Below are 20,578 nucleotides of genomic sequence, written 5' to 3'. Positions count from 1 at the left end.
GCACTCCTTTATCAATTATTTATATGAACAAGTTCAGATTACCATTTTCAGCGTCTCCAAGGTAAGTGCCAACCCCTCCCAAGTTTACATGAGGGAGCAGTTCATCTGTGTCTATAGACATCACGTCCATGCTCATTGTACAGGCAATCATCTTGATACCGAGCTTGTCTGCCTTTTCGATCATTTCGGTAACGGCATCCACCTTTTTATTCTTCATCACGTACTGGATCATTCTGGATCCCATACCGAACATATTCATCTTGGAGATCGGCAGTTTGGATGCGGACTTTGGCATCATCATGCTGAACACTTTATCGAGACCCTTTTTATTCTTCCTGGGGGCGTTCGGATCTTTAATAATATTGAGTCCCCAGAATGTGAAGAACATCGTCACTTCTTTCCCCATGCTTCTTGCCCCGGTCGCAATGACAAAAGAAGCAAGCGCCTTATCAAGGTCACCACTGAAAACGACCAGTGTAGCTCCATCCTTCGTTTCGACGACCTGATGGCCATCAATGTTCGCCTTGGCCTGTGGTGCATTCTTCTGAAGTGCAACAACGACTTTACCTTTTAATATAATGACATTATAGAAAGTCTTATAATACATATCAAATACCCCGGCAGGTATATTATGAACAACAAAAAAGCGACTGTCATAGTCGCTCTTCTAATGGACATCGCCGCATGTAGCAGCAAGCAGTGCTTTGATTGTGTGCATGCGGTTCTCAGCCTGTTCGAATACTCTGGAGTAGCTGCTTCTGAAAACTTCATCTGTCACTTCAAGACCATCGACACCGAACTTTTCATAAGCCAGCTGACCGACATCGGTCGTTGTATCATGTATAGCAGGCAGGCAATGGAGAAAGAGTGTGTCTTTTCCGGTCATATCTACCAGCTCCTGATTCACCTGATATGGATGAAGCAGAGTATAACGTTCTTCAAGTGCATCTTCCTCGCCCATCGAACACCAGACATCCGTATAGATGACGTCACTGCCTTTGATCCCTTTTTCAACATTTGAGGTGATCAGGGACTTGCTGCCCGACTGGTGCTGCAGATCCATGGCAAGCTTCTGGACCGACAGTGTCGGCTGCAGCGACTCGGGTGCAACGATATTGATGTTTACACCAAGGATGGCACCTGTGACGAGCAGAGAATGTGCAACATTGTTCCTGCCATCCCCAACAAAGGTGACCGTTTTGCCATGATAAGTGCCGAGATACTCCTTGATGGTCAGAAAATCAGCAAGCATCTGAGTCGGATGCCATTCATTCGTCAGTGCATTCCAGACGGGTACACCTGCGAATTCGCCGAGTGCTTCTACCGTCTCCTGTCCAAATCCTCTGTATGCAATGCCATCGAACATCGAACCGAGTACTTTAGCAGTATCTTCAACGGATTCCTTGGCACCGAGCTGCATATCATTTTTACTTAAATATTCGACGCTTGCACCAAGCTTGCTTGCAGCTACAGTGAAAGCAGAGCGTGTACGTGTGGACTGCTTCTCAAAAATCAGCGCTATATGTTTGCCGCTCATGTAGCGGTGAGGAATGCCGTGCTTCTCTTTAGTTTTGAGATCCTCTGCAAGGTTTATCAGTGTTTCAAGCTGATGCTTATTGAAGTCATATTCCTTTAGATAATTCTTGCCATAGAAATTGATCAGGTTTAATTGTCTAGCAGCGCCCAAACCATCATCTCCCTAAAATTGATTAATCATAATTATACATGTTTATATATAATTATCAAATAAATATTTAAAATAATGCATAAAAATTTATAAAACTTAATTTTTCAGCTGATGCATCCAATGCTCTTGACTTTGGACCTCAAATGTCATAAACTACCGAATGGCGAACTTATTAATTAACCAGTTACAATAATATTCGTATTTTAAGGAGAATTTATAATGGAAAATGTATTTGACTACGAAGATATCCAGTTAATTCCGAATAAATGCATAGTGGACAGCCGAGCAGAATGCGATACTTCCGTCACTCTCGGTAAACATACATTCAGACTGCCTGTAGTACCTGCAAACATGCAGACGATCATCGATGACACAATCGCCCTGAAACTGGCTGAGGAAGGCTACTTCTACATCATGCACCGCTTCCAGCCGGAAACACGCATGGACTTCATCAGATCGATGAAAGACAAAAATCTGATTGCTTCCATCAGTGTCGGTGTAAAAGAAGAAGAATTTGCTTTTGTAGATGAATTGAAAGAGGAGGCACTTGTGCCTGACTATATTACGATCGATATCGCCCATGGACACTCCAACAGCGTCATCAGAATGATCCAGTATATCAAGGAGCAGCTCCCTGAAACATTTCTGATTGCAGGGAACGTCGGTACACCTGAAGCGGTCCGTGAACTGGAGCACGCTGGTGCGGACGCAACCAAGGTCGGCATTGGCCCAGGTAAAGTCTGCATTACGAAAATAAAAACAGGATTCGGTACAGGCGGCTGGCAGTTGGCGGCACTCAGATGGTGTTCAAAAGCCGCAACGAAGCCGATCATTGCGGATGGTGGCATCAGAACGCACGGAGACATCGCGAAATCAGTCCGCTTCGGTGCATCGATGGTCATGATCGGTTCACTATTTGCAGGACATGAGGAGTCACCGGGGGAAACGGTCGAACGTGACGGTAGGAAGTACAAGGAGTACTTCGGTTCCGCTTCCGAATTCCAAAAAGGCGAGAAGAAGAACGTCGAAGGCAAGAAGATGTTCGTGGACTACAAAGGACCACTCAACGATACGCTCAATGAAATGGAACAAGATCTGCAATCCTCCATTTCATACGCAGGGGGAAGTACATTGGAAGCAATCCGTACTGTCGACTACGTCATGGTCAAGAATTCAATCTTCAATGGAGATAAAGTATATTAGAAGCAAAGAGCCCTTCACAGAAGTGAAGAGCTCTTTTTATGTACACTATTCATTTGATTCGGGAAGTTCCAGGTCATGCAGATCATGATACCTGCGTCTCGCTTCGACCATCATTTCCTTCATGGTATCGATATCCTCTGCTTCAATGGCATCTTTGAGCAGATCCATCTGGGATTTGAACCGGTCGATATGATTGAGCAGATAGTCCTTATTCATGATGAACAGTTCGGGCCAGAGGTTCTCGTTGATGTTTGTAATACGTGTCAGATCCCTGTAGCTGTCACCAGTATACTGCTTCGTCCTTCTTTCTACATCATCACTGTTTATGAGCGAGAGGGCAATGACGTGGGTCAGCTGACTCGTGAAGCCGATGACATCATCATGGAACTCAGGGCTCACTGCAGAAATATTTTTAAAGCCCATCCGTTCGACCAGTGAAGACAGCATCCGGACGTTCGATTCCTTGTTTCTATCAGTCAGCGTAAAGAGATAGTTTGCGCCTTTGAACACTTCGCCACTCGCATATTTCAATCCTCTGTTTTCCCTGCCGGCCATAGGATGTCCAAAGATGAAATCTGCATGCTCCGGCAGAATGGGCTCAATCTGTCCGATGATGGATCGCTTCACACCGGTTACATCAGTCAGCACAGCATCATCCTTCAGGTAGGGTCCATATTTTTCAACCAGCGATTTCATAATGAGAGGGTAGACTGCGAAGATGATCAGATCAGTCTTGGGCAATATTTCTTCGGGTTCTGTATATCCCTTGATAATGATGCCATCCTGTTCAGCGTTTCGCAACGCATTGCTATCGACATCAATCGCATAGACATCGTGTTCTGCTGCGTTCTCCTTCAAGGACATGGCAAACGACCCACCTATGTTCCCAAGGCCAACTATGGTAATATTCATGACTCTACCTCCACGTTCATTATATTAGAGTAGTATAAACATATTGGTTTTTTAAAGCAAACGCATATTTTCTGATTTTCTGACAATTCTGTATTGACAAAGCCATATAAGGGGTCTATAATGACTTTCAACACATCTCAAAAGAGGCGATTATATGTTACTTACCAGACAACAACAACATAATCGATTTTACTTTAGCTATTTTTGATACCGTTTGTACCCATCATCATTGCGTACAAACGTAAAACAAATTCTGTTTGTATCAGTGATGGCTAAAGCATTTTGTGATGTCTAGCCATTTATATAAATAAGTGGCTAGAGCTCGGTATATCATTTTATTCAAACTACCGCCACTTATTTATATAATAGGTGGCGGTTTTATTTTTACAAATATACTGGGAGGTTTTATTATGATTATTCATGTTGCGCACGATGCCAAGGAACAGGAAATTCAGGAACTGGTCAATAATATCGAGGGAGCAGGTTTTGGAGTCAACCGCTCGGACGGCAAGAACCGGACAGTGATCGGTCTGATTGGTGATACATCGGTTGTTACGGAAAATGATTTCGCAAAATACAGGATTGTCGAGGGGGTTCATCGTATCCAAGCGCCATATAAGAAAGCAAATAGACAGTTTCATGAGGATGATAGCGTAATAGACATCGATGGTGTCAAAGTAGGTGCCGAGAACTTCATGGTATGTGCAGGCCCTTGTTCAGTCGAAAATGAAGATGATATGGTCGCACTTGGCAAAAAGCTTAAAGCGGCAGGTGCGAATACATTCAGAGGTGGCGCATTCAAGCCGAGAACGTCGCCATACGCTTTCCAGGGCCTTGGACTCGAAGGTCTTCGCATCCTTAACGTAGTCAAAGAGGAAACAGGATTGCCGATTGTTTCGGAACTGATGTCCACAGACTACATCGATGATTTCGTCGAGATGGTGGATGTCATCCAGGTCGGTGCGCGCAATATGCAGAACTTCGACCTGCTGAAGGCAATCGGACAGACGGACAAGCCTGTTCTATTGAAGCGTGGCATGTCGGCCACAATGAAGGAATGGTTGATGTCTGCAGAATACGTCATGGCTGGTGGAAACGATAACGTCATCTTCTGTGAGCGTGGTATCCGCACTTTCGAGACTGCAACCAGAAATACACTGGATATCCAGGCAGTGCCGGTGATCCAGAAAGAGTCCCACCTTCCAATCGTTGTTGACCCGAGCCACGCTGCAGGTGTAAGACATCTGATTCCATCCATGGCCAAGGCAGCTGTGATGGCAGGGGCAAACGGACTGCAGATCGAAGTACATGAAGAACCTGAAAATGCATGGAGCGATGGTCAGCAGTGTCTGACGCCGGATGAATTCGGTGAACTGATGCAGACGATCAACATGCTGCTTGATATCGAGAAGAAGACTGCTACCGGCAAACAGATCGTACAGCAGTAGATAAGGAGGGGTGGCCATGAATACACATGAAAAATTGAGGCACAGAATTGATGAACTGGATGCAGAGCTTATTGCGCTGTTTGAAGCACGGATGCAGATTGCGGAGAATATTGCCGAATATAAAATGATGAACAATATTCCGGTATTTGACGAAGCACGTGAAGAGCAAGTCGTTTGTAGAAATGTAGAAAGACTGCAGGATCAAAGTCTGGAGATCTATGCGGACTCATTTTTCAGGCATCTCATGGCACTCTCCAAAAAACGACAGCATGAAAACTTAAAAAATTATAATGTCTCCCATAAGATATAAGAAATAGCCTGCGATAATATCGCAGGCTATTCTAGTTCCGACAGATCATAATAGGTGTTCTGGTATGTTTCGTTGATCCAGTTGCCAAACAGCAGATGTCCATGGCTTTTCCAGTTGAACACGGGATCAGCAGAAGGATCATCTTCCGGGAAGTAGTTATGGGGCAATGCAATTTCATGGCCGGCCTCGCAATCCCTGTCGTATTCGTTTTTTAGTGTATTGCGTTCATACTCCAGATGACCGAATATGAACAGATTGCGCTGGTCTTTAGTACATAGTATATCCGGTCCGAATGTAGGATGTGACGACAGTATATCAATCGTCTCGACATTTTTGATGCCTATCCTGTCCACCTGTGTATGTCGGGATTGAGGTACGTGGTACGTATCATCGAATCCTCTCATCAATGGATGGGTCGGCATCAGATTGTCGTAGTCGAAGATGCCGAACAGTTTGCTTGGGAGCAGTGATTTCTCTATGCCGAAATAGTGGTTCAGTGCAAACTGCGCTCCCCAGCATATGAAAAACCTGGAAAACACATGTGTCTCGGACCACTCGACGATCTCACGCAGTTCTTCTATATAGTTCACCTGTTCAAAGTCCAATGTTTCGACAGGTGCACCCGTGACAATCATCCCATCATAACGCCTGTCGTGCACTTCGTCCAGAGTGTGATAGTACTTTTGCAGGTGGCTGGTCGGCGTGTTCCTGCTTTGATGTGTAGTCATGTACATAAAGTCTATATCCACCTGTAATGGAGAGTTTCCAAGCAGCCTCAACAGATGAAGCTCGGTCTCTTCCTTCTTAGGCATAAGATTTAAAATGAGTATGCGGAGCGGACGTATATCCTGCGTATGCGCCCGCTTCGCTTCTATGGTGTATACATTTTCCTTCTGAAGACGCTCCCTGACAGGGAGACCTTCTATAATTTTAATAGGCATTAGATTGCATCCAGCCCTTTCCTGAGATCATCCAGAATATCATCAATGTGCTCAAGACCAACGGACAGTCGGATGGTCTCCGGCTTCACACCACCCGTAAGCTGCTGCTCTTCACTCAGCTGCGAGTGCGTTGTGGAAGCAGGGTGGATGACAAGCGATTTGGCGTCTCCCACATTGGCGAGCAGTGAGAAGAGCTCCAGAGATTCGATAAAAGTCTTTCCGGCTTCATAGCCGCCTTTCACACCGAAGGTGAATATGGAGGATGCGCCTTTCGGAAGATATTTTTCTTTGAGTGCATAGTATCTGTTCGACTCAAGTCCCGCATAGTCGACCCACTCCACCTTATCGTGGCTCTCGAGGAATGCAGCCACTTTTTCTGCATTTTCCACGTGTCTCTCCATGCGGAGGGAAAGCGTTTCGATTCCTTGTGTCAGCAGAAACGCATTGAAAGGTGACAGTGCTGCCCCTGTATCCCTGAGAAGCGTCGTTCTTATTTTGAATGCGTAGGCCGCCGGACCGAATGCTTCTGTGAAAACCAGTCCATGATAGGATTCATCCGGTTCGGTCAGACCGGGGAATTTGCCATTATCCCAATTGAAGTTGCCGCCATCTACAATTACGCCACCGATCGAGGTACCGTGTCCGCCAAGAAACTTGGTCGCCGAGTGGACCACTACATGTGCCCCATGTTCAATCGGCCTGCACAGGTAAGGTGTCGCAAAAGTGTTATCGACAATCAGCGGAATGCCATTTTTCTCTGCAATATCGGCAAGTGCTTGTATATCTTCTACGTTTCCTTCCGGGTTGCCGATGGTTTCAATGAAAATGGCTTTCGTATTATCTTTGATTTCACGTGAAACATCTTCAGGATTTTTAGTGTCTACAAGAGAAGTTTCGATGCCGAACTTCTTGAAGGTATGTGTGAACAGCGTATGTGTACCACCATATAGGCTCGTTGTTGAAACGATGTGGTCTCCACTATTCGCTACAGCCTGGATTGCATAGGTGATGGCTGCCATACCCGAAGCCACACCAAGGCCCGCTACACCACCTTCAAGTTCAGCTACCCGGGTTTCGAGCGCTGCTGTAGTTGGATTCATGATGCGTGTATATATATTGCCGACATCCTGCAGACCGAATAGTTCTGCAGCATGTTTGGTGTCATCGAAGACATAGGATGTCGTCTGATAGATCGGGAGCGCTCGGGAGTTCGTAGTAGCATCCACTTCCTGTCCAGCATGCAGCTGTTTTGTTTCGAAACGGTGATCTTCTGCCATTTTACATTCCTCCAAGTATAGATTAATAAAAAAAGAGCCTACCCAAAGATTAAGGGAGACTCTCGCGTCAACTCATCTTTCAGGTTGTTACCTGTTGGATTTAGCACCTTACTGAAAAGGTTGCCGGGCTTCGCAGGGCCATTCCCTCCACCACTCTGGATAAGCAATTATTTAATTAGAAACTATGTTACTATAGAAGGAGTGAATTTGTCAAATAATTTTAAAATTTGAGCTACTTTCAGCAAAGGAGTGGTCCAGTGGATATTCTGATCATCATCCTGATGGTGCTCGCACTGATGCTGTTCATCGGCAGCCGCTACCAGTTGAAGCGGACCAAGGATAGAATAAGCGCCCATGACCATATGGAAGAAATGCGCGATGGTATCATGAAGTACAGTAGAGAAGGTTTGACGAGAGTGCAGATCATCGATGCCATCATGCATGATTATGGTCTTGAGCATCATGAAGCGGAATACATATATGATCGTGTGGAAGGGAGTCTTGAGTAGAATTCGAGGCTGGAGGTATTATGCGGTTTTTGCCAATTGCCAACATGGTGGCACATGTATAGTATGAAGTTGTTCTGGTAAATAAATTTCAAGATATTTTGGAGTGATTCAAGGTGGCCAATATGAGGCGGGCCCTCAAGATAGGATTTGCCTACACCGGTGTAGTCGTCGGTGCGGGTTTCTCCACGGGGCAGGAAATACTGCAGTTTTTCACAAATAATGGAACGATGAGCATCTTTGCCATATTGCTGTCGGGGCTATTGGTACTGTTTACAGGAAAATGGACGGCGGATGTAGGATTTGATATTAAAGCAGAGTCGCATGTCGACTCGCTTCTGAGCATGTTCGGGAATATTTTTGGACGCATCGTTGATGTCGTCCTTGCATTCTTTCTTTATGGTGTAGCTGTCATCATGTTCGCAGGTGCCGGATCCACATTCTACGAAAGCTTCGGTGTGGCACCATGGGTGGGTTCACTGATATTAATCATTGCCGTCTATATTACACTGAACCTCGATTTCAACCGTATTGTACTGGCGCTGGGAGCCATCACCCCTTATCTGCTGGCGATTGTGGTCATCATTGCTTTCATTAATTTTATGAGTCCAGCTGTACCTTTTGGTGAAGCTGACCAGTATGCCGAGCCTGAAGCAACACCGCTGGGACCATGGTGGTGGGACGCCATTACATACAGCGGTTTTACTATTGCTGTCGCTTTCAGTTTCCTGACCATGATGGGTTCACGTTCCGATTCGAGAAAAGTGGCGGGATGGGGTGGCATCATCGGCAGTGTCGTCATCATCCTGCTCATGTTCCTGATCAATAATGGTCTGCTGGCACGTATGAATGAAGTGAATGATGTGGAGCTGCCGATGCTGCTTCTGGCAGATGAAATCCATCCGGTACTTGGACTTCTGCTTTCAATAGCGATGCTGCTTGTCATATACAATACGGCGGTAGGCATGCTCTATCCATTTCTGAACCGATTCAGCCGTCCTGGCAGCCGGCGTTATAAAATAATGCTGCCAGTATCGCTTATACTTGGTTATATATTGAGCTTTGCGGGTTTTGCGGATCTGGTCGGCACGGTCTATCCGGTAATGGGATATGTCGGACTGCTGCTCGGTATCGCCATGTTCATCAAATGGTTAAGGCTGGTTATAGGAAAAAAATCACCTCATTAATGAGGTGATTTTTTATTGCTGTTCATTATTCCCGATAATGAATACATTCATATTGGATAGGACATCAATTGTTTTCTCGCCCAGCTCTCTACTGGTGCTGGCTACGAGGTCCTTGTTGAGGGTGATATCAGCCTGTGGGAAAATATTCTGGATGATCATGATATTGGCAAGTACGCATACATTGGTCTCTGCGCCTATGAACTCGATTTTCCGATTGGTTTCCACATCATCTCCATAGTTCTTTTGGATTTTCCTCGCTTCCTCAGGAGGGATGCCATAGAATGTCTTTTCATACTTGTCACCATGTGTTTCAAGAAGTTCGCGGAACTGGGGGAAAATTGCTTCATCAAAACGGATGCTTTCCAGACTACGGGACTCCTGTTCGAATTCTGGATAGAAGTTCTGTGTATAGATGATCGGTTCATTCTCTTCTATGGCTTCCTGGATGCGCGATTCGATACCATCGCGTACTGCTTCTGTGGATTCAGCATAGCCTGAACCATCTTTATCGAAAATATCATTCTGAAGGTCTATAGCAATGAGCATGTCGTTCACTCCTCATATTTTATTTACATGTAATTCATACTCTATGAATACCCGATTGATGAGATTTCATACCGTTTCGTTTGAAATCCTGAAGAACTTTGGTTATGATATCCTTAATCTGATATGAAGGTCATCTAGGGTTCCGCCATTCGCGTAATGGGCCTGGTCCGAGAGATGGCGCATGAAGTGCATTCATGACACGGAGGGATAAAAGCCTGGGAGAGAATAATATTCTCTCCCAGGCTTTTTAGATTAAAGGAGGCTTTTTTATGAAAACCCAATGGTTGAAAGTTGTAATCGCCAGTGTGTTTGAAGTCGGGTGGGTGATCGGTCTTACCCATGCAGCAGAATGGTATCAGTGGATTCCTACTCTGCTAGCCATATTCCTCAGCTTCTATCTGATGATCAACGCTGGCAAGTATTTACCGGTGGGCACAGTATATGCTGTTTTTGTAGGTCTGGGTGCATTCGGAACAGTACTTTCCGAAATCATTCTTTTTAATGCACCGTTCGTACCCCTTAAAATTCTATTGATTTCTCTGATACTCATCGGAGTCGCTGGCCTGAAAATGGTGACTGATGAAAAAACAGAAGAGGGGGCTTCATGATGGCATGGCTATCACTTGTTCTGGCGGGTCTCTTTGAAGTATGTGGTGTGCTTTCAATCAATAAGCTCCATAGAGATAAATCTTTATTTTCTCTATTTTTGCTGCTGGTGTGCTTCGGACTGTCCTTTTCATTCCTGGCGGTGGCACTTGAGGTTTTGCCGATGGGAACTGCCTATGCAGTATGGACCGGTATCGGCGCTTCCGGCGGTGCACTCCTCGGCATGGTCTTCTTTGGGGAATCAAAAGACTGGAAGCGGGTATTCTTCATTCTTCTCATCATTTGTGCAGTCGTCGGTCTGAAGCTGATCTCGTAGCATGGCTATCGGAAAACTTCGTGGTGTTCGATAGCCATGCTGTTGAACATATCGAGCAGTGCAAGTGTGCTGGTCGAATGGTACCGGACATCCGGTGTGAGCAGATAAAAATGCCTGTCGAGTGCAACGTTGTTGTATTCGATGCGCTTCAGACGGCCGGTTTCAAGCTCATGATTAATGGTGTGTTTTGATAATAGTGATAGTCCCATACCGCTTGCTACAGCATTTTTAATAGCTTGTGTACTGCTCAAAGTGATTGTTTTGGGTTGGATATCAAGATGACTGAATGCCTGTTCCTGATAGCTTCTTGTTCCCGACCCTTCTTCGCGTATCAGCCAGGTTGCTTCTCTCAGTGACCGGTGGGTTGGATGGTCGGGAAATCCCGCCTCGCCAATCACATGCATCTCGTCTTTCAGGAGACGCGTCATATTGACTTTGGCGCCCTGGATTTCGTCTTCAATGATGCCAATATCGAGTGTGGCGGATCTGATATCATTCATTATGGTTGCTGAATTGCTTATATGCACTTCAGGTACGATTTTTGGATGCTTTTCAACAAGCGCTGCAAGCATGGTCGGCAGTATATATTCACCGTACGTATAGCTGGCGCCTATCTTAACAGGACCTTTCGTTTCTTCCTGCAGATCAAGAATCAGGTGCTGCATCCGGGATTCAAGTGTCATCATTTCTTTGGCATGATGATAGTAGATATCCCCGGCTGCATTCAGTCGGACCCCTCGAGTTGAGCGCTCGATCAGTGTGATATCGAGTTCCTCCTCAAGCTGTCTGATATAGCCCGATACTGCGGGCTGGGTCATATGCAGTCTTTGAGCTGCTTTTGTAAAACTTTCTTCTTCAACTACAGCAACGAACACTTTCATGATTTGATTGATCAAAGGACGACCTCCATAAGTGGTGGGTTATGATTAATATTATAATATACTATTTCACTTATATAGTAATCCCTTCTATCATAATAGGGGGAGGGGTATCTCATGGAATCTAATCGATTACAGTTCTGGTACGGTATGATTTTTACGCTGCTTATCGCAATCATCAGTTTTGGCATTGCCCGCCTACCGGTCTTCAATTATATTGGGCCTCTGGCTACAGCAATTACTCTCGCCTTCATCTATAGGCAGCTTTTCGGCTATCCCTATAAACTCAAGGCAGGGATACAATTCTCAGCCAAAATACTTCTGCGTGCAGCCATTGTACTATATGGATTGAAATTGAATATAAATGTTGTATTCAGCGAAGGGCTTCCCCTGTTGCTGAAATCTTCGGTTGTCATTGCATTTGCAATACTCATGTCATATGCTCTGGCGAAACTGTTCAAGGCTGATATGACCTTGTCCATGCTCCTTGGAGTCGGCACAGGAGTATGCGGTGCTGCTGCAATCGCAGCAGTCGCCCCCATCATCAAGGCCAAGGATGAAGATACCGCTGTCAGTGTAGGAATCATTGCACTTCTCGGTACTATATTTTCAGTTGTATATCTTTTGATCCGACCTTATGTGCCGATCGAAGATGTGGCATACGGCATCTGGTCGGGCCTGAGTCTTCATGAACTGGCGCATGTTGCTCTTGCCGCTGAACCCGCCGGCGAAGAAGCGCTGGGCTTCGCGCTCCTGGCCAAACTTTCAAGGGTTTTCCTGCTTGTGCCACTCTGCCTTATTTTCATCTGGTATATGCGTCGCAAGGAGAGCAGGACAGGAGGCGCCAAAGTGGCTTTTCCCTACTTCCTGGTTGGTTTTATACTGATGAGTCTATTGAACAGTTATGTAATAGGAGATTATATTGAAATACCAGCTCAGATTATGGATTATATTTCCCAGTTGACTACATTGCTGCTGACAATGGCGATGATTGCGCTTGGCTTGAATATCAGCATAAAAGATATGGCAGGACGTACACTGAAGCCATTTGTTCTGATACTCATAATTTCCATTCTACTGTCTGTTCTGGTGTATCAGATAAAATAGAGCCGCTCCCATGGGAGCGGCTCTATTTCTATGCCAGATGCTGGCCTACATTTTCATTGTTTGTGACAATCAGGAATACTTTACCTTCGTCCATATCACTCTCATAATTTTCTGCTTCTGTTTCAGAGAAGCCGACATTCTGAAGTTGTTTGCGAAGTGTATCACCCTGTTTTTCGAATGTCGATTTGACGGTATCAGCGACACCTGACTCGCTTACGCCAATCGTGTTGACTCCTGCATTTTTAGTAATTCTTTCAGTACGGTCATCGTCATGAGAGATGACATAAATATCATCTGCACTGATGTCTTTTGATGTCAATTTTTTAATATCGTCCTGAAGTGTCTCATCATTCGTGTATGGCTTGATGAATGGTTTCATGTTAAAATCCCTCCTGAATTGATTAGCATTACATTATATTGGTTTCCCCATTACAACCATATTAAACATGGTCATATTGACAAACACAGTCAAAGTATTTAGTATAGCAATATTGTAAAATTTTAATGAGGAGGGTACGGAATGAATGCAGTAGTTATAGCTGTACTTATAATGATTGTACTCAGTCTGCTCAGACTGAACGTGGTACTTGCACTATTCATCGGTGCACTCGCCGGTGGTCTGGTTGCAGGCATGGGATACGGCGAAGTAATCGGTGTCTTTACTGAAGGGATTACAGGAGGAGCTGAAATCGCCCTCAGCTATGCACTTCTTGGAGGTTTCGCAGCTCTGATTGCCTACAGTGGCATTACAGAGGTTCTAGTGACATTCATCATCAGGACTTTGAAAAAGGAACAGTCCAAAAAAGCAAGAATCATCGCAAAAGTCTCCATCATTGCTGCACTGCTTGCCATTTCCATAATGAGCCAGAACCTTATTCCGATACATATTGCATTTATTCCGATTCTGATTCCACCACTGCTCAGTTTGATGAACGAACTGGGTTTTGATCGAAGATTGATTGCAGTAGTACTGACTTTCGGTCTCACTTTTCCATATGTATTGTTTCCAATCGGATTCGGACAGATATTCCAGAATACCATCGTTTCAGGTTTTGAATCGGCAGGAACAGACATCGCCTTTGGCCAAGTAGCCCCCGCTCTGGTCCTACCTGCCAGCGGATTCGTTGTCGGGCTGATTCTGGCATTGGTGTACTATAGGAAGCAACGTATTTATGAGACGAAAACTTTCGGTTCTGCAAACGAGACGGAGGCAAGTATGAAGACAATAGCGATTGCTCTGGTCGCCATTGCTGCCACTTTCGGTGTACAAATTCTCACTGATTCAATGATATTCGGCGCGTTGGCCGGTATCATGGTCTTCTTTCTTTCCTTTCAATTCAAGTGGAGCAGGCTGGATAATGAGCTGGTTGATGGTATCAGGGTGATGGCATATATCGGTATTGTAATGCTTGCTGCCAACGGCTTTGCTGCTGTGATTTCGGAAACAGGACATGTTGGTCCGCTGGTCGACGGTATCGCAGAGACGCTTTCAGGACAAAAAGTTCTGATTGTCGGTTCAATGCTGCTGGTCGGGCTGATCGTTACAATGGGTATCGGCTCCTCGTTCGCCACCATACCCATTATCGCGAGCATCTTCATTCCGATGGGTATGGAGCTGGAATTGTCCATACCCGCAATCATTGCCATCATCGGAACTGCAGGGGCGCTGGGAGACGCGGGTTCTCCAGCATCCGACTCCACACTTGGTCCGACGGCTGGACTGAGTGCAGATGGTCAGCATGACCATATATGGGATACTTGTGTGCCAACCTTCATATTTTTGAATATACCCGTCCTGATTGCCGGTTTTTTTGCAGGGTTGATCTTATAAAAAGGGTTATAGTGTATACCATCAATGGAAACCATGACTTGGAGAAAAGGTGAAAATATGTATCATACTGATTCCATAAAAGAAATGTACAAGCAATTCGTCGGTATCCTATGGCCGATCATGACAACACAGGTTCTCTTATATTCGATGAATATGATAGATACGATGATGTCTGGCAGAGCTGGAGTCGATGACCTGGCAGGTGTCGCCATTGGCTCAAGTCTTTGGGCGCCCGTGTCCACAGGAATCAATGGTATTCTGCTCGCAGTGACGGCGATTGTTGCACAGCTGCTTGGTGCGGGACAGAAGGATAAGGTGAACCATAATGTCAATCAAGCGATATATGTCACTTTTGTACTGACACTCTTTGTTCTGCTGTTCGGTGTACTATTTTTGGATAGTGTACTCGGTATCATGAACCTGGACCCGGCAGTCCACCACGTCGCCTTCTATTATCTTACAGGACTATCTTGCGGTATATTGCCGTTATTCCTCTTCAATGTACTCCGAAATTTCATTGATGCACAGGGGCTGACAAGAATATCACTATACGTTATAGCAACGTCGCTGCCCTTGAATATTTTCTTCAATTACACACTGATATTCGGTAATTTCGGTTTTCCTGAACTGGGGGGGATCGGCGCGGGCGTCGCTACTGCCATCACCTACTGGCTCATCTTCTTCTTTATTGTCCTGATGGTTGTGAAAGTGGATGCGCTGCAGCCCTTCAGCATATTCAGACGGTTTTCGGCTCCTTCGCTATCAACCATCCGTCATCACCTGGCGGTAGGTATACCGATTGGCATCCTTGTTTTTGTCGAAACAAGCATCTTTTCGCTGATGACCCTGCTGATTGGTGTCATGTTCACAACGAACGTCATAGCAGCCAATCAGGTCGTGCTCAACTTTACAACAATGCTCTTCATGCTGCCACTGAGCATCTCCATGGCGATGACCATCGTCATCGGTTTCAGCGCTGGGGGCGGGCGGTACGATGATGCCAGACGTTATAAAATAATGGGTGTCCTATCAAGCCTGGCACTTGTAGGAGCTGCCTCGCTCATTCTGTTTGCCTTCAGGGAACGGATATCCTACCTGTACACGGATGATCCGCAAGTGGTGGCGATTACTGTGCCTTTATTCCTTTTTGCCATCATCTATCAGTTTTCCGATGCACTGCAGGCAACATTCCAGGGGATTCTGCGCGGGTATAAGGACGTTGTCTTTCCTTCCGTCATTGCCATCATCTCCTATTGGCTTGTGGGACTTGTAACAGGCTATCTTCTATCAGCCTATACATCTCTCGAGGTATACGGTTTCTGGATCGGTATTTCAATCGGTCTGACTTGTGCTGCAATCGGATTCTATATCAGATTGAAGCATATTGAAAAGAAAAACATGTTTAATGTTCCTGGAAACGCGCAATAAATAGGTTGTAGTGAAAAAGAAAGGAGCATTAAAATGACTGAATTGAACAATCCGAAGCATATGTTTTATGAGGATAAATTCGAGAAGCAGGAGCAGCCCTATCCAGGTCTCCAGAACAAGATGGAGCCGGTACCGGACTGTGGCGAGAAATCCTACACAGGATCCAGCAGACTTGAAGGCAGAAAGGCCCTGGTTACAGGGGGCGACTCCGGTATCGGACGGGCAGCAGCAATCGCGTATGCCAAAGAAGGTGCGGATGTAGCCATCAACTATCTGTCGGATGAGGAATCCGATGCACAGGAAGTCAAATCCGTCATTGAAGCAGAAGGCAGAAAAGCTGTACTGCTGCCAGGTGATCTGAGAGACGAAGATTTCGCGAGAAACCTTGTCCATGATGCAGCGAAGGCAATGGATGGACTTGATATACTTGTAATGAACGCAGGAATGCAGCAGTATCAGAAGGATGTCAGAGACATCAGTACAGAACAGCTGAAAGATACGTTCACCATCAATGTATTCTCCAATGTATGGATGTTGCAGGAAGCACTTGAACACCTTCCGTCAGGTGGCAGTGTCATCATCACCACATCCATCCAAGGTTTCAGCCCGTCAGATATTCTGGCTGACTATGCAATGACTAAAAGTGCCCAGAGATCATTCATCATCTCCATGGCTCAGCAGCTTGGTGAGAAAGGCATCCGTGTGAACGGTGTGGCGCCAGGTCCTATATGGACAGCACTTCAAATTTCAGGTGGTCAGCCTACAGAGAGTATTCCTGAATTCGGCCAGACGACACCACTTGGCCGTGCAGGCCAGCCTGTTGAACTGGCAGACACATATGTCCTGCTGGCATCAGAAAGCGCAAGCTATATTACAGGTCAGATATATGGGATCACAGGCGGTATGCCGATCAACTAGAAACAGCTGAAATAAAGCCCATCGCTTTGGCGATGGGCTTTATTTCTATTTCCATAGATATTTGATGGCTTTGCCAAGAAGCTTTGAATCAGGGTACCTGAATGGGAAATCGATGCATGTTGTCTGATGGAGAATGCTTTTTTCATGTGTAAAAGTATCGAAAGAGTATCTGCCATGATATTTTCCCATGCCACTGTTGCCGCGCCCGCCAAATGGAAGGTGTGGATTTACAAGATGGAAGACGGTGTCATTTACAGCACCACCGCCGAATGGGATGGAACGGATGACCTTTTTGGCTTCTGATTTCCTGTCAGTGAATACATATAGGGCGAGCGGGTCGGGCAGATCTCTGATATCGAGTATTGCCTTATCCAGGGATTCGAATTGAAGAACAGGAAGTATTGGACCGAACACTTCCTCCTGCATGGCATCATGGCCGAAATCGACGTCGTCGATGATGGTCGGTTCTATTGTCAGAGTGGCTGGTCGCGTTGTTCCACCGTACACGACGTTGCCCTGGATCAATCCTCTCAGACGTTCAAAATGATTCTGGTTGACGATGTTCATATACGTTCCCGTTTTGAAAGCTTCAGCATAGAATTTCTCTGTATAGTATTTCATATGGTGGATGAGCTTCTTTTTGATTTTTGCATCGGCATAGACGAAATCAGGTGCCACACATGTCTGCCCGGCGTTCAAGAATTTTCCCCATACAATACGCTTCGCGGCAAGTTTAACATCGGCATGCTTCGTCACGATTGCCGGGGATTTCCCACCGAGCTCAAGTGTGACAGGTGTAAGATGTCTGGCAGCACTTTCCATGACAATTCTGCCGACATGGGAGCTGCCGGTATAGAATATATAGTTGAATGGCAGGCTTAGAAGACTCTGGTTTGTTTCGATACCCCCTTCGACTGAAGCAACATATTTCTCTGGAAATGCCAATGTCATGATATTGCTGATGACTCCTGCAACTGTGGGTGTATGCTCAGAAGGCTTGAGTATGGCTGTGTTTCCTGCACTGATGGCACCAATCAGAGGTGCAACAGTCAGATTGAACGGGTAGTTCCATGGTGCAATGATCAACGTGACACCATAAGGTTCCTTGTAGATTTTTGAAGTGGAGCCGATATGGGTCGCAGGAGTCTTCACTTTTTTCGTTTCTGCCCACTTCTCAAGGTGTTTCATAGTATAGTTGATTTCATTGTATACATAGCCGATTTCCGTCAGGTAGGCTTCTGCTCTGCCTTTATTGAAATCTTTCTCCATTGCATCAAGTAATGCAGATTCATAATACCGGATGCTTCTTTTCAGCTGCTTGAGTGCCTCTATCCTGAAAGAGAGCGTTTTTGTTCTGCCCGACTGGTAAAACTGCTTCTGTCTATTGAATAATGATTCATACATTTTCATCACTCCTTGTCTTATCTACATGTACCCGCCCAAACTGATTTTATGTCAGCCTGCTTGGAAAATGGCAATTTATAGATGGAACGGTGGATGAATGATGATTGTTATAATAAAATAATTGTAAATATGTGATGTGCATTCATTGTTTAATGCTGTACGTGTGATATAATTGGCAGTGGATCAATTAATTGCATGATTGATCGAGGAAGGTGAACATATGGACACTGGTGTTAATTTTGAATTGATGACTGAAAAGCTGACTGCTTATCAGATAAGCAGAGCTGTGGATATCTCCACTGAACTGGCACAATCCATCATAGACAAAAAAGTAGATGTCGCTGAACTAGACAATGAAACGGTAGCTAAGCTGAGAATACTGAACGATAAATTGATGAATTAAAAAGAAATCGGCTTGTTCAAGCCGGTTTCTTTTTATGTTAATACAACTTTAGGCGGTTTAATTTGGATGGGTCAGATGGTAACATATTATACATATACACGTATAAAGGAGCTTTTCCAATGAATCTGCTAATACTATCGGGAAGTGCTTTCCCGGGCTCCCATACCCATGCGGTTGCCCGAGTGATCGAGTCGCTCGTAGAGCAGCCTGAGCATACTGTCACCCATGTCGATCTCAGGGAGTACGATGTGCCTGTTTTCGGTCAGGGCAAGACGGATGATGTCGAAACATTGAAGCGTCTTGCTGAAAAGGCGGATGCCATTATAATAGGGACGCCGAACTACCATACTTCTTTTTCTGGACTATTGAAAAACGCATTGGATCACCTGTCCATGGATGAATTTGAAATGAAACCCGTGGGCCTATACTGCAATAGCGGTGGGATGAGAAACTCCGATCCCCTGACCCAGCTCAGAATGGTGATGCGCGGTCTGCATGCGATGGTACTGCCAATCCAGGTCTGTACATGTGATGCAGATTTTGAACGTACGGACGAAGGACGCGTGCTTACCAATGATGAATTGACCGGACGCCTCGGTGTTATGATTGATGGGCTGGTTCGCCAATCCCATGCAGAGACGGTAAGCATCTGATGTATCAGATGCTTTTTTAATGTATGACCCAATCTGAACAGGTGAGGACACATGGATGGATAAAAGGACGAAAGAAAATATACCGATTTTCATACTGCTCGTTGTAATGCTCGTGTTTTTCCTGGCATTTCTTGTATCTGAAACGGAAGTATTCAAAGGAAGTACACCTGTTGCCAGTTTCGAGGAGGCAGTCGGACATCATCTTCAGAATGATACAACGGATCTCGAATTGAAAGATGGCAGCATGCTGACCGCCAAGGAGGAGAGAGTCAGGGAAGCGATGGCTGTTGACGGCAGTCCTACAGAATTCCAGTTTCTCGATCTGACTGAGAGGGTGGATGCTGATTCTCGGGAGATTGCCGCCCTGCTCGAGGGTAAGGGGATACTCGAAGGGATGGAAGAGGCTTTTCTTGAAGCACAGTCGAAGCATGGGGTTAATGTACTGTATCTGATCAGTCATGCACAGATTGAAACAGGCAATGGAAAATCCCAGCTCGCTCGAGGCATCGAAGTGGATGGAACGACCTACTATAATTTCTTTGGCATCGGTGCATTCGACCGCGAGGCCGTTGAGGAAGGTTCGAGCTACGCAGCAGAAGCCGGCTGGTCGAGTCCTGAAGCGGCGATACTTGGCGGTGCCGCATTCATCCGTAAAAATTACCTGGATAACCAGCAGCAGACCTTATATGCAATGCGCTGGAACCCTCAGCAGCCAGGGACACATCTCTATGCAACGGATATAGAATGGGCGATAAAAATCGGACATATCCTCGAGTCCCACTATGCACGCATTGATGAAAAGGCGGGCCAGTTCATAACTGAATACTATCAATAGGGCTTTAGACAAAGTCATTGTAGAATGACATGTCTGCAGTCTTTTTTTGGTGATGGGATTGAGGGGAGTGTGGTGATGGTGCCAACTCACCATCGCGGGCGTCGCCATGGCAAGTTGCAGGGCCAACCTCATCCCCGCTCGCCCATCTCCAAACAAATATGATGAAAACAGCACAAAAAGCC

23 protein-coding genes and 2 riboswitches are annotated in these 20,578 nt (G+C 45.6%); of the genes, 14 read left to right on the top strand and 9 right to left on the bottom strand.

Annotated features, from left to right (window positions below; translation table 11 throughout):
* Positions 1–19: 19 nt before the first annotated feature.
* Positions 20–607 (bottom strand): DsrE/DsrF/DrsH-like family protein, encoded by a 588-nt coding sequence (locus tag J4760_RS10650; protein WP_237605677.1) that lies wholly within the window; start codon positions 605–607, stop codon positions 20–22.
* Positions 608–667: 60 nt separating this feature from the next.
* A complete protein-coding gene (gene argF / locus J4760_RS10645; protein ID WP_237605676.1) occupies positions 668–1,687 on the bottom strand; it encodes an ornithine carbamoyltransferase in 1,020 nt (339 codons plus the stop codon).
* 219 nt (positions 1,688–1,906) lie between these two features.
* Between argF and guaC the strand changes: the two genes are divergently transcribed.
* Complete coding sequence (guaC, locus tag J4760_RS10640; protein WP_255695414.1) at positions 1,907–2,890, top strand: GMP reductase; 984 nt, start codon at positions 1,907–1,909, stop codon at positions 2,888–2,890.
* A 45-nt stretch (positions 2,891–2,935) separates the two neighbouring features.
* Here the strand turns inward: guaC and J4760_RS10635 are convergent, their stop codons facing one another.
* Positions 2,936–3,802: a prephenate dehydrogenase gene (locus J4760_RS10635; RefSeq protein ID WP_237605675.1), complete on the bottom strand. Its 867-nt coding sequence runs from the start codon at positions 3,800–3,802 to the stop codon at positions 2,936–2,938.
* A gap of 410 nt (positions 3,803–4,212) precedes the next feature.
* On the opposite strand from J4760_RS10635, the gene aroF reads away from it, so the two are divergent.
* The gene (gene aroF / locus J4760_RS10630; protein WP_145287803.1) at positions 4,213–5,250 is read left to right on the top strand and encodes a 3-deoxy-7-phosphoheptulonate synthase; all 1,038 of its coding nucleotides are present in this window, start codon (positions 4,213–4,215) and stop codon (positions 5,248–5,250) included.
* 16 nt (positions 5,251–5,266) lie between these two features.
* Positions 5,267–5,560, top strand: a complete 294-nt coding sequence (locus J4760_RS10625) for a chorismate mutase (protein WP_145287805.1) — start codon at positions 5,267–5,269, stop codon at positions 5,558–5,560.
* 26 nt (positions 5,561–5,586) lie between these two features.
* Here the strand turns inward: J4760_RS10625 and J4760_RS10620 are convergent, their stop codons facing one another.
* The gene (locus J4760_RS10620; RefSeq protein ID WP_237605674.1) at positions 5,587–6,501 is read right to left on the bottom strand and encodes a homoserine O-succinyltransferase; all 915 of its coding nucleotides are present in this window, start codon (positions 6,499–6,501) and stop codon (positions 5,587–5,589) included.
* The gene (locus J4760_RS10615) at positions 6,501–7,778 is read right to left on the bottom strand and encodes an O-acetylhomoserine aminocarboxypropyltransferase/cysteine synthase family protein (RefSeq protein WP_237605673.1); all 1,278 of its coding nucleotides are present in this window, start codon (positions 7,776–7,778) and stop codon (positions 6,501–6,503) included. The genes J4760_RS10620 and J4760_RS10615 overlap by 1 nt, the downstream gene beginning before the upstream one ends.
* A 69-nt stretch (positions 7,779–7,847) precedes the next feature.
* Positions 7,848–7,944: riboswitch (SAM riboswitch) on the bottom strand.
* A 91-nt stretch (positions 7,945–8,035) separates the two neighbouring features.
* Between J4760_RS10615 and J4760_RS10610 the strand changes: the two genes are divergently transcribed.
* Together J4760_RS10610 and J4760_RS10605 are read left to right on the top strand one after the other, a co-directional pair.
* A complete protein-coding gene (locus tag J4760_RS10610) occupies positions 8,036–8,287 on the top strand; it encodes a hypothetical protein (RefSeq protein ID WP_237605672.1) in 252 nt (83 codons plus the stop codon).
* Positions 8,288–8,409: 122 nt separating this feature from the next.
* The gene (locus J4760_RS10605) at positions 8,410–9,471 is read left to right on the top strand and encodes a YkvI family membrane protein (protein ID WP_237605671.1); all 1,062 of its coding nucleotides are present in this window, start codon (positions 8,410–8,412) and stop codon (positions 9,469–9,471) included.
* Positions 9,472–9,483: 12 nt separating this feature from the next.
* On the opposite strand, the gene J4760_RS10600 is transcribed toward J4760_RS10605, so the two are convergent.
* Positions 9,484–10,017, bottom strand: coding sequence for a cysteine hydrolase family protein (locus J4760_RS10600; RefSeq protein ID WP_145287819.1), 534 nt, complete (start codon positions 10,015–10,017; stop codon positions 9,484–9,486).
* Positions 10,018–10,140: 123 nt separating this feature from the next.
* Positions 10,141–10,241, top strand: a riboswitch (guanidine-I (ykkC/yxkD leader).
* 45 nt (positions 10,242–10,286) lie between these two features.
* On the opposite strand from J4760_RS10600, the gene J4760_RS10595 reads away from it, so the two are divergent.
* Both J4760_RS10595 and J4760_RS10590 read left to right on the top strand, forming a co-directional pair.
* Positions 10,287–10,625 (top strand): DMT family transporter, encoded by a 339-nt coding sequence (locus J4760_RS10595; protein WP_237605670.1) that lies wholly within the window; start codon positions 10,287–10,289, stop codon positions 10,623–10,625.
* Positions 10,625–10,939: a DMT family transporter gene (locus tag J4760_RS10590; protein WP_304621259.1), complete on the top strand. Its 315-nt coding sequence runs from the start codon at positions 10,625–10,627 to the stop codon at positions 10,937–10,939. The genes J4760_RS10595 and J4760_RS10590 overlap by 1 nt, the downstream gene beginning before the upstream one ends.
* Positions 10,940–10,944: 5 nt before the next feature.
* Here J4760_RS10590 and J4760_RS10585 read toward each other — a convergent pair whose 3' ends face one another.
* A complete protein-coding gene (locus tag J4760_RS10585; protein WP_145287828.1) occupies positions 10,945–11,835 on the bottom strand; it encodes a LysR family transcriptional regulator in 891 nt (296 codons plus the stop codon).
* Between the two features lie 99 nt (positions 11,836–11,934).
* On the opposite strand from J4760_RS10585, the gene J4760_RS10580 reads away from it, so the two are divergent.
* Positions 11,935–12,924 (top strand): YeiH family protein, encoded by a 990-nt coding sequence (locus tag J4760_RS10580; RefSeq protein ID WP_237605668.1) that lies wholly within the window; start codon positions 11,935–11,937, stop codon positions 12,922–12,924.
* 28 nt (positions 12,925–12,952) lie between these two features.
* On the opposite strand, the gene J4760_RS10575 is transcribed toward J4760_RS10580, so the two are convergent.
* Positions 12,953–13,303, bottom strand: a complete 351-nt coding sequence (locus J4760_RS10575; RefSeq protein WP_145287833.1) for a YflT domain-containing protein — start codon at positions 13,301–13,303, stop codon at positions 12,953–12,955.
* A 141-nt stretch (positions 13,304–13,444) separates the two neighbouring features.
* Here J4760_RS10575 and J4760_RS10570 point away from each other — a divergent pair, with 141 nt between their 5' ends.
* The 3 genes from J4760_RS10570 to J4760_RS10560 are packed head-to-tail and all read left to right on the top strand — an operon-like array spanning position 13,445 to position 17,101.
* Positions 13,445–14,755, top strand: coding sequence for a Na+/H+ antiporter family protein (locus J4760_RS10570; RefSeq protein WP_237605667.1), 1,311 nt, complete (start codon positions 13,445–13,447; stop codon positions 14,753–14,755).
* Between the two features lie 57 nt (positions 14,756–14,812).
* On the top strand, positions 14,813–16,183 hold the full coding sequence (locus tag J4760_RS10565; RefSeq protein WP_145287839.1) for an MATE family efflux transporter: 1,371 nt from the start codon (positions 14,813–14,815) through the stop codon (positions 16,181–16,183).
* Positions 16,184–16,216: 33 nt separating this feature from the next.
* On the top strand, positions 16,217–17,101 hold the full coding sequence (locus tag J4760_RS10560; RefSeq protein ID WP_237605666.1) for an SDR family oxidoreductase: 885 nt from the start codon (positions 16,217–16,219) through the stop codon (positions 17,099–17,101).
* Positions 17,102–17,146: 45 nt separating this feature from the next.
* On the opposite strand, the gene J4760_RS10555 is transcribed toward J4760_RS10560, so the two are convergent.
* The gene (locus J4760_RS10555; RefSeq protein ID WP_237605665.1) at positions 17,147–18,511 is read right to left on the bottom strand and encodes an aldehyde dehydrogenase; all 1,365 of its coding nucleotides are present in this window, start codon (positions 18,509–18,511) and stop codon (positions 17,147–17,149) included.
* A gap of 214 nt (positions 18,512–18,725) precedes the next feature.
* On the opposite strand from J4760_RS10555, the gene J4760_RS10550 reads away from it, so the two are divergent.
* The 3 genes from J4760_RS10550 (at position 18,726) to J4760_RS10540 (ending at position 20,396) form a co-directional block, all read left to right on the top strand.
* Positions 18,726–18,908 (top strand): hypothetical protein, encoded by a 183-nt coding sequence (locus J4760_RS10550; RefSeq protein ID WP_237605664.1) that lies wholly within the window; start codon positions 18,726–18,728, stop codon positions 18,906–18,908.
* Between the two features lie 119 nt (positions 18,909–19,027).
* Entirely contained in the window at positions 19,028–19,561 is a 534-nt protein-coding gene (locus J4760_RS10545) for an NADPH-dependent FMN reductase (protein WP_237605663.1), read from the top strand.
* Between the two features lie 55 nt (positions 19,562–19,616).
* Complete coding sequence (locus J4760_RS10540) at positions 19,617–20,396, top strand: N-acetylglucosaminidase (RefSeq protein ID WP_145287855.1); 780 nt, start codon at positions 19,617–19,619, stop codon at positions 20,394–20,396.
* Positions 20,397–20,578 lie beyond the last annotated feature (182 nt).

This window comes from Salinicoccus sp. ID82-1 (genome assembly GCF_021991715.1).
GTDB classification, from domain to species: Bacteria; Bacillota; Bacilli; order Staphylococcales; family Salinicoccaceae; genus Salinicoccus; species Salinicoccus cyprini.
The sequence above is the reverse complement of the archived record's forward strand: the minus strand, read 5'-3'. Positions and strand labels throughout refer to the sequence as shown.

Coding starts and splice junctions, on each gene's coding strand:
- J4760_RS10650 (WP_237605677.1), bottom strand. CDS start 607: ATGTATTATAAGACTTTCTATAATGTCATTATATTAAAAGGTAAAGTC.
- guaC (WP_255695414.1), top strand. CDS start 1,907: ATGGAAAATGTATTTGACTACGAAGATATCCAGTTAATTCCGAATAAA.
- J4760_RS10635 (WP_237605675.1), bottom strand. CDS start 3,802: ATGAATATTACCATAGTTGGCCTTGGGAACATAGGTGGGTCGTTTGCC.
- aroF (WP_145287803.1), top strand. CDS start 4,213: ATGATTATTCATGTTGCGCACGATGCCAAGGAACAGGAAATTCAGGAA.
- J4760_RS10625 (WP_145287805.1), top strand. CDS start 5,267: ATGAATACACATGAAAAATTGAGGCACAGAATTGATGAACTGGATGCA.
- J4760_RS10620 (WP_237605674.1), bottom strand. CDS start 6,501: ATGCCTATTAAAATTATAGAAGGTCTCCCTGTCAGGGAGCGTCTTCAG.
- J4760_RS10615 (WP_237605673.1), bottom strand. CDS start 7,778: ATGGCAGAAGATCACCGTTTCGAAACAAAACAGCTGCATGCTGGACAG.
- J4760_RS10605 (WP_237605671.1), top strand. CDS start 8,410: ATGAGGCGGGCCCTCAAGATAGGATTTGCCTACACCGGTGTAGTCGTC.
- J4760_RS10600 (WP_145287819.1), bottom strand. CDS start 10,017: ATGCTCATTGCTATAGACCTTCAGAATGATATTTTCGATAAAGATGGT.
- J4760_RS10595 (WP_237605670.1), top strand. CDS start 10,287: ATGAAAACCCAATGGTTGAAAGTTGTAATCGCCAGTGTGTTTGAAGTC.
- J4760_RS10590 (WP_304621259.1), top strand. CDS start 10,625: ATGGCATGGCTATCACTTGTTCTGGCGGGTCTCTTTGAAGTATGTGGT.
- J4760_RS10580 (WP_237605668.1), top strand. CDS start 11,935: ATGGAATCTAATCGATTACAGTTCTGGTACGGTATGATTTTTACGCTG.
- J4760_RS10575 (WP_145287833.1), bottom strand. CDS start 13,303: ATGAAACCATTCATCAAGCCATACACGAATGATGAGACACTTCAGGAC.
- J4760_RS10570 (WP_237605667.1), top strand. CDS start 13,445: ATGAATGCAGTAGTTATAGCTGTACTTATAATGATTGTACTCAGTCTG.
- J4760_RS10565 (WP_145287839.1), top strand. CDS start 14,813: ATGTATCATACTGATTCCATAAAAGAAATGTACAAGCAATTCGTCGGT.
- J4760_RS10560 (WP_237605666.1), top strand. CDS start 16,217: ATGACTGAATTGAACAATCCGAAGCATATGTTTTATGAGGATAAATTC.
- J4760_RS10555 (WP_237605665.1), bottom strand. CDS start 18,511: ATGAAAATGTATGAATCATTATTCAATAGACAGAAGCAGTTTTACCAG.
- J4760_RS10550 (WP_237605664.1), top strand. CDS start 18,726: ATGGACACTGGTGTTAATTTTGAATTGATGACTGAAAAGCTGACTGCT.
- J4760_RS10545 (WP_237605663.1), top strand. CDS start 19,028: ATGAATCTGCTAATACTATCGGGAAGTGCTTTCCCGGGCTCCCATACC.
- J4760_RS10540 (WP_145287855.1), top strand. CDS start 19,617: ATGGATAAAAGGACGAAAGAAAATATACCGATTTTCATACTGCTCGTT.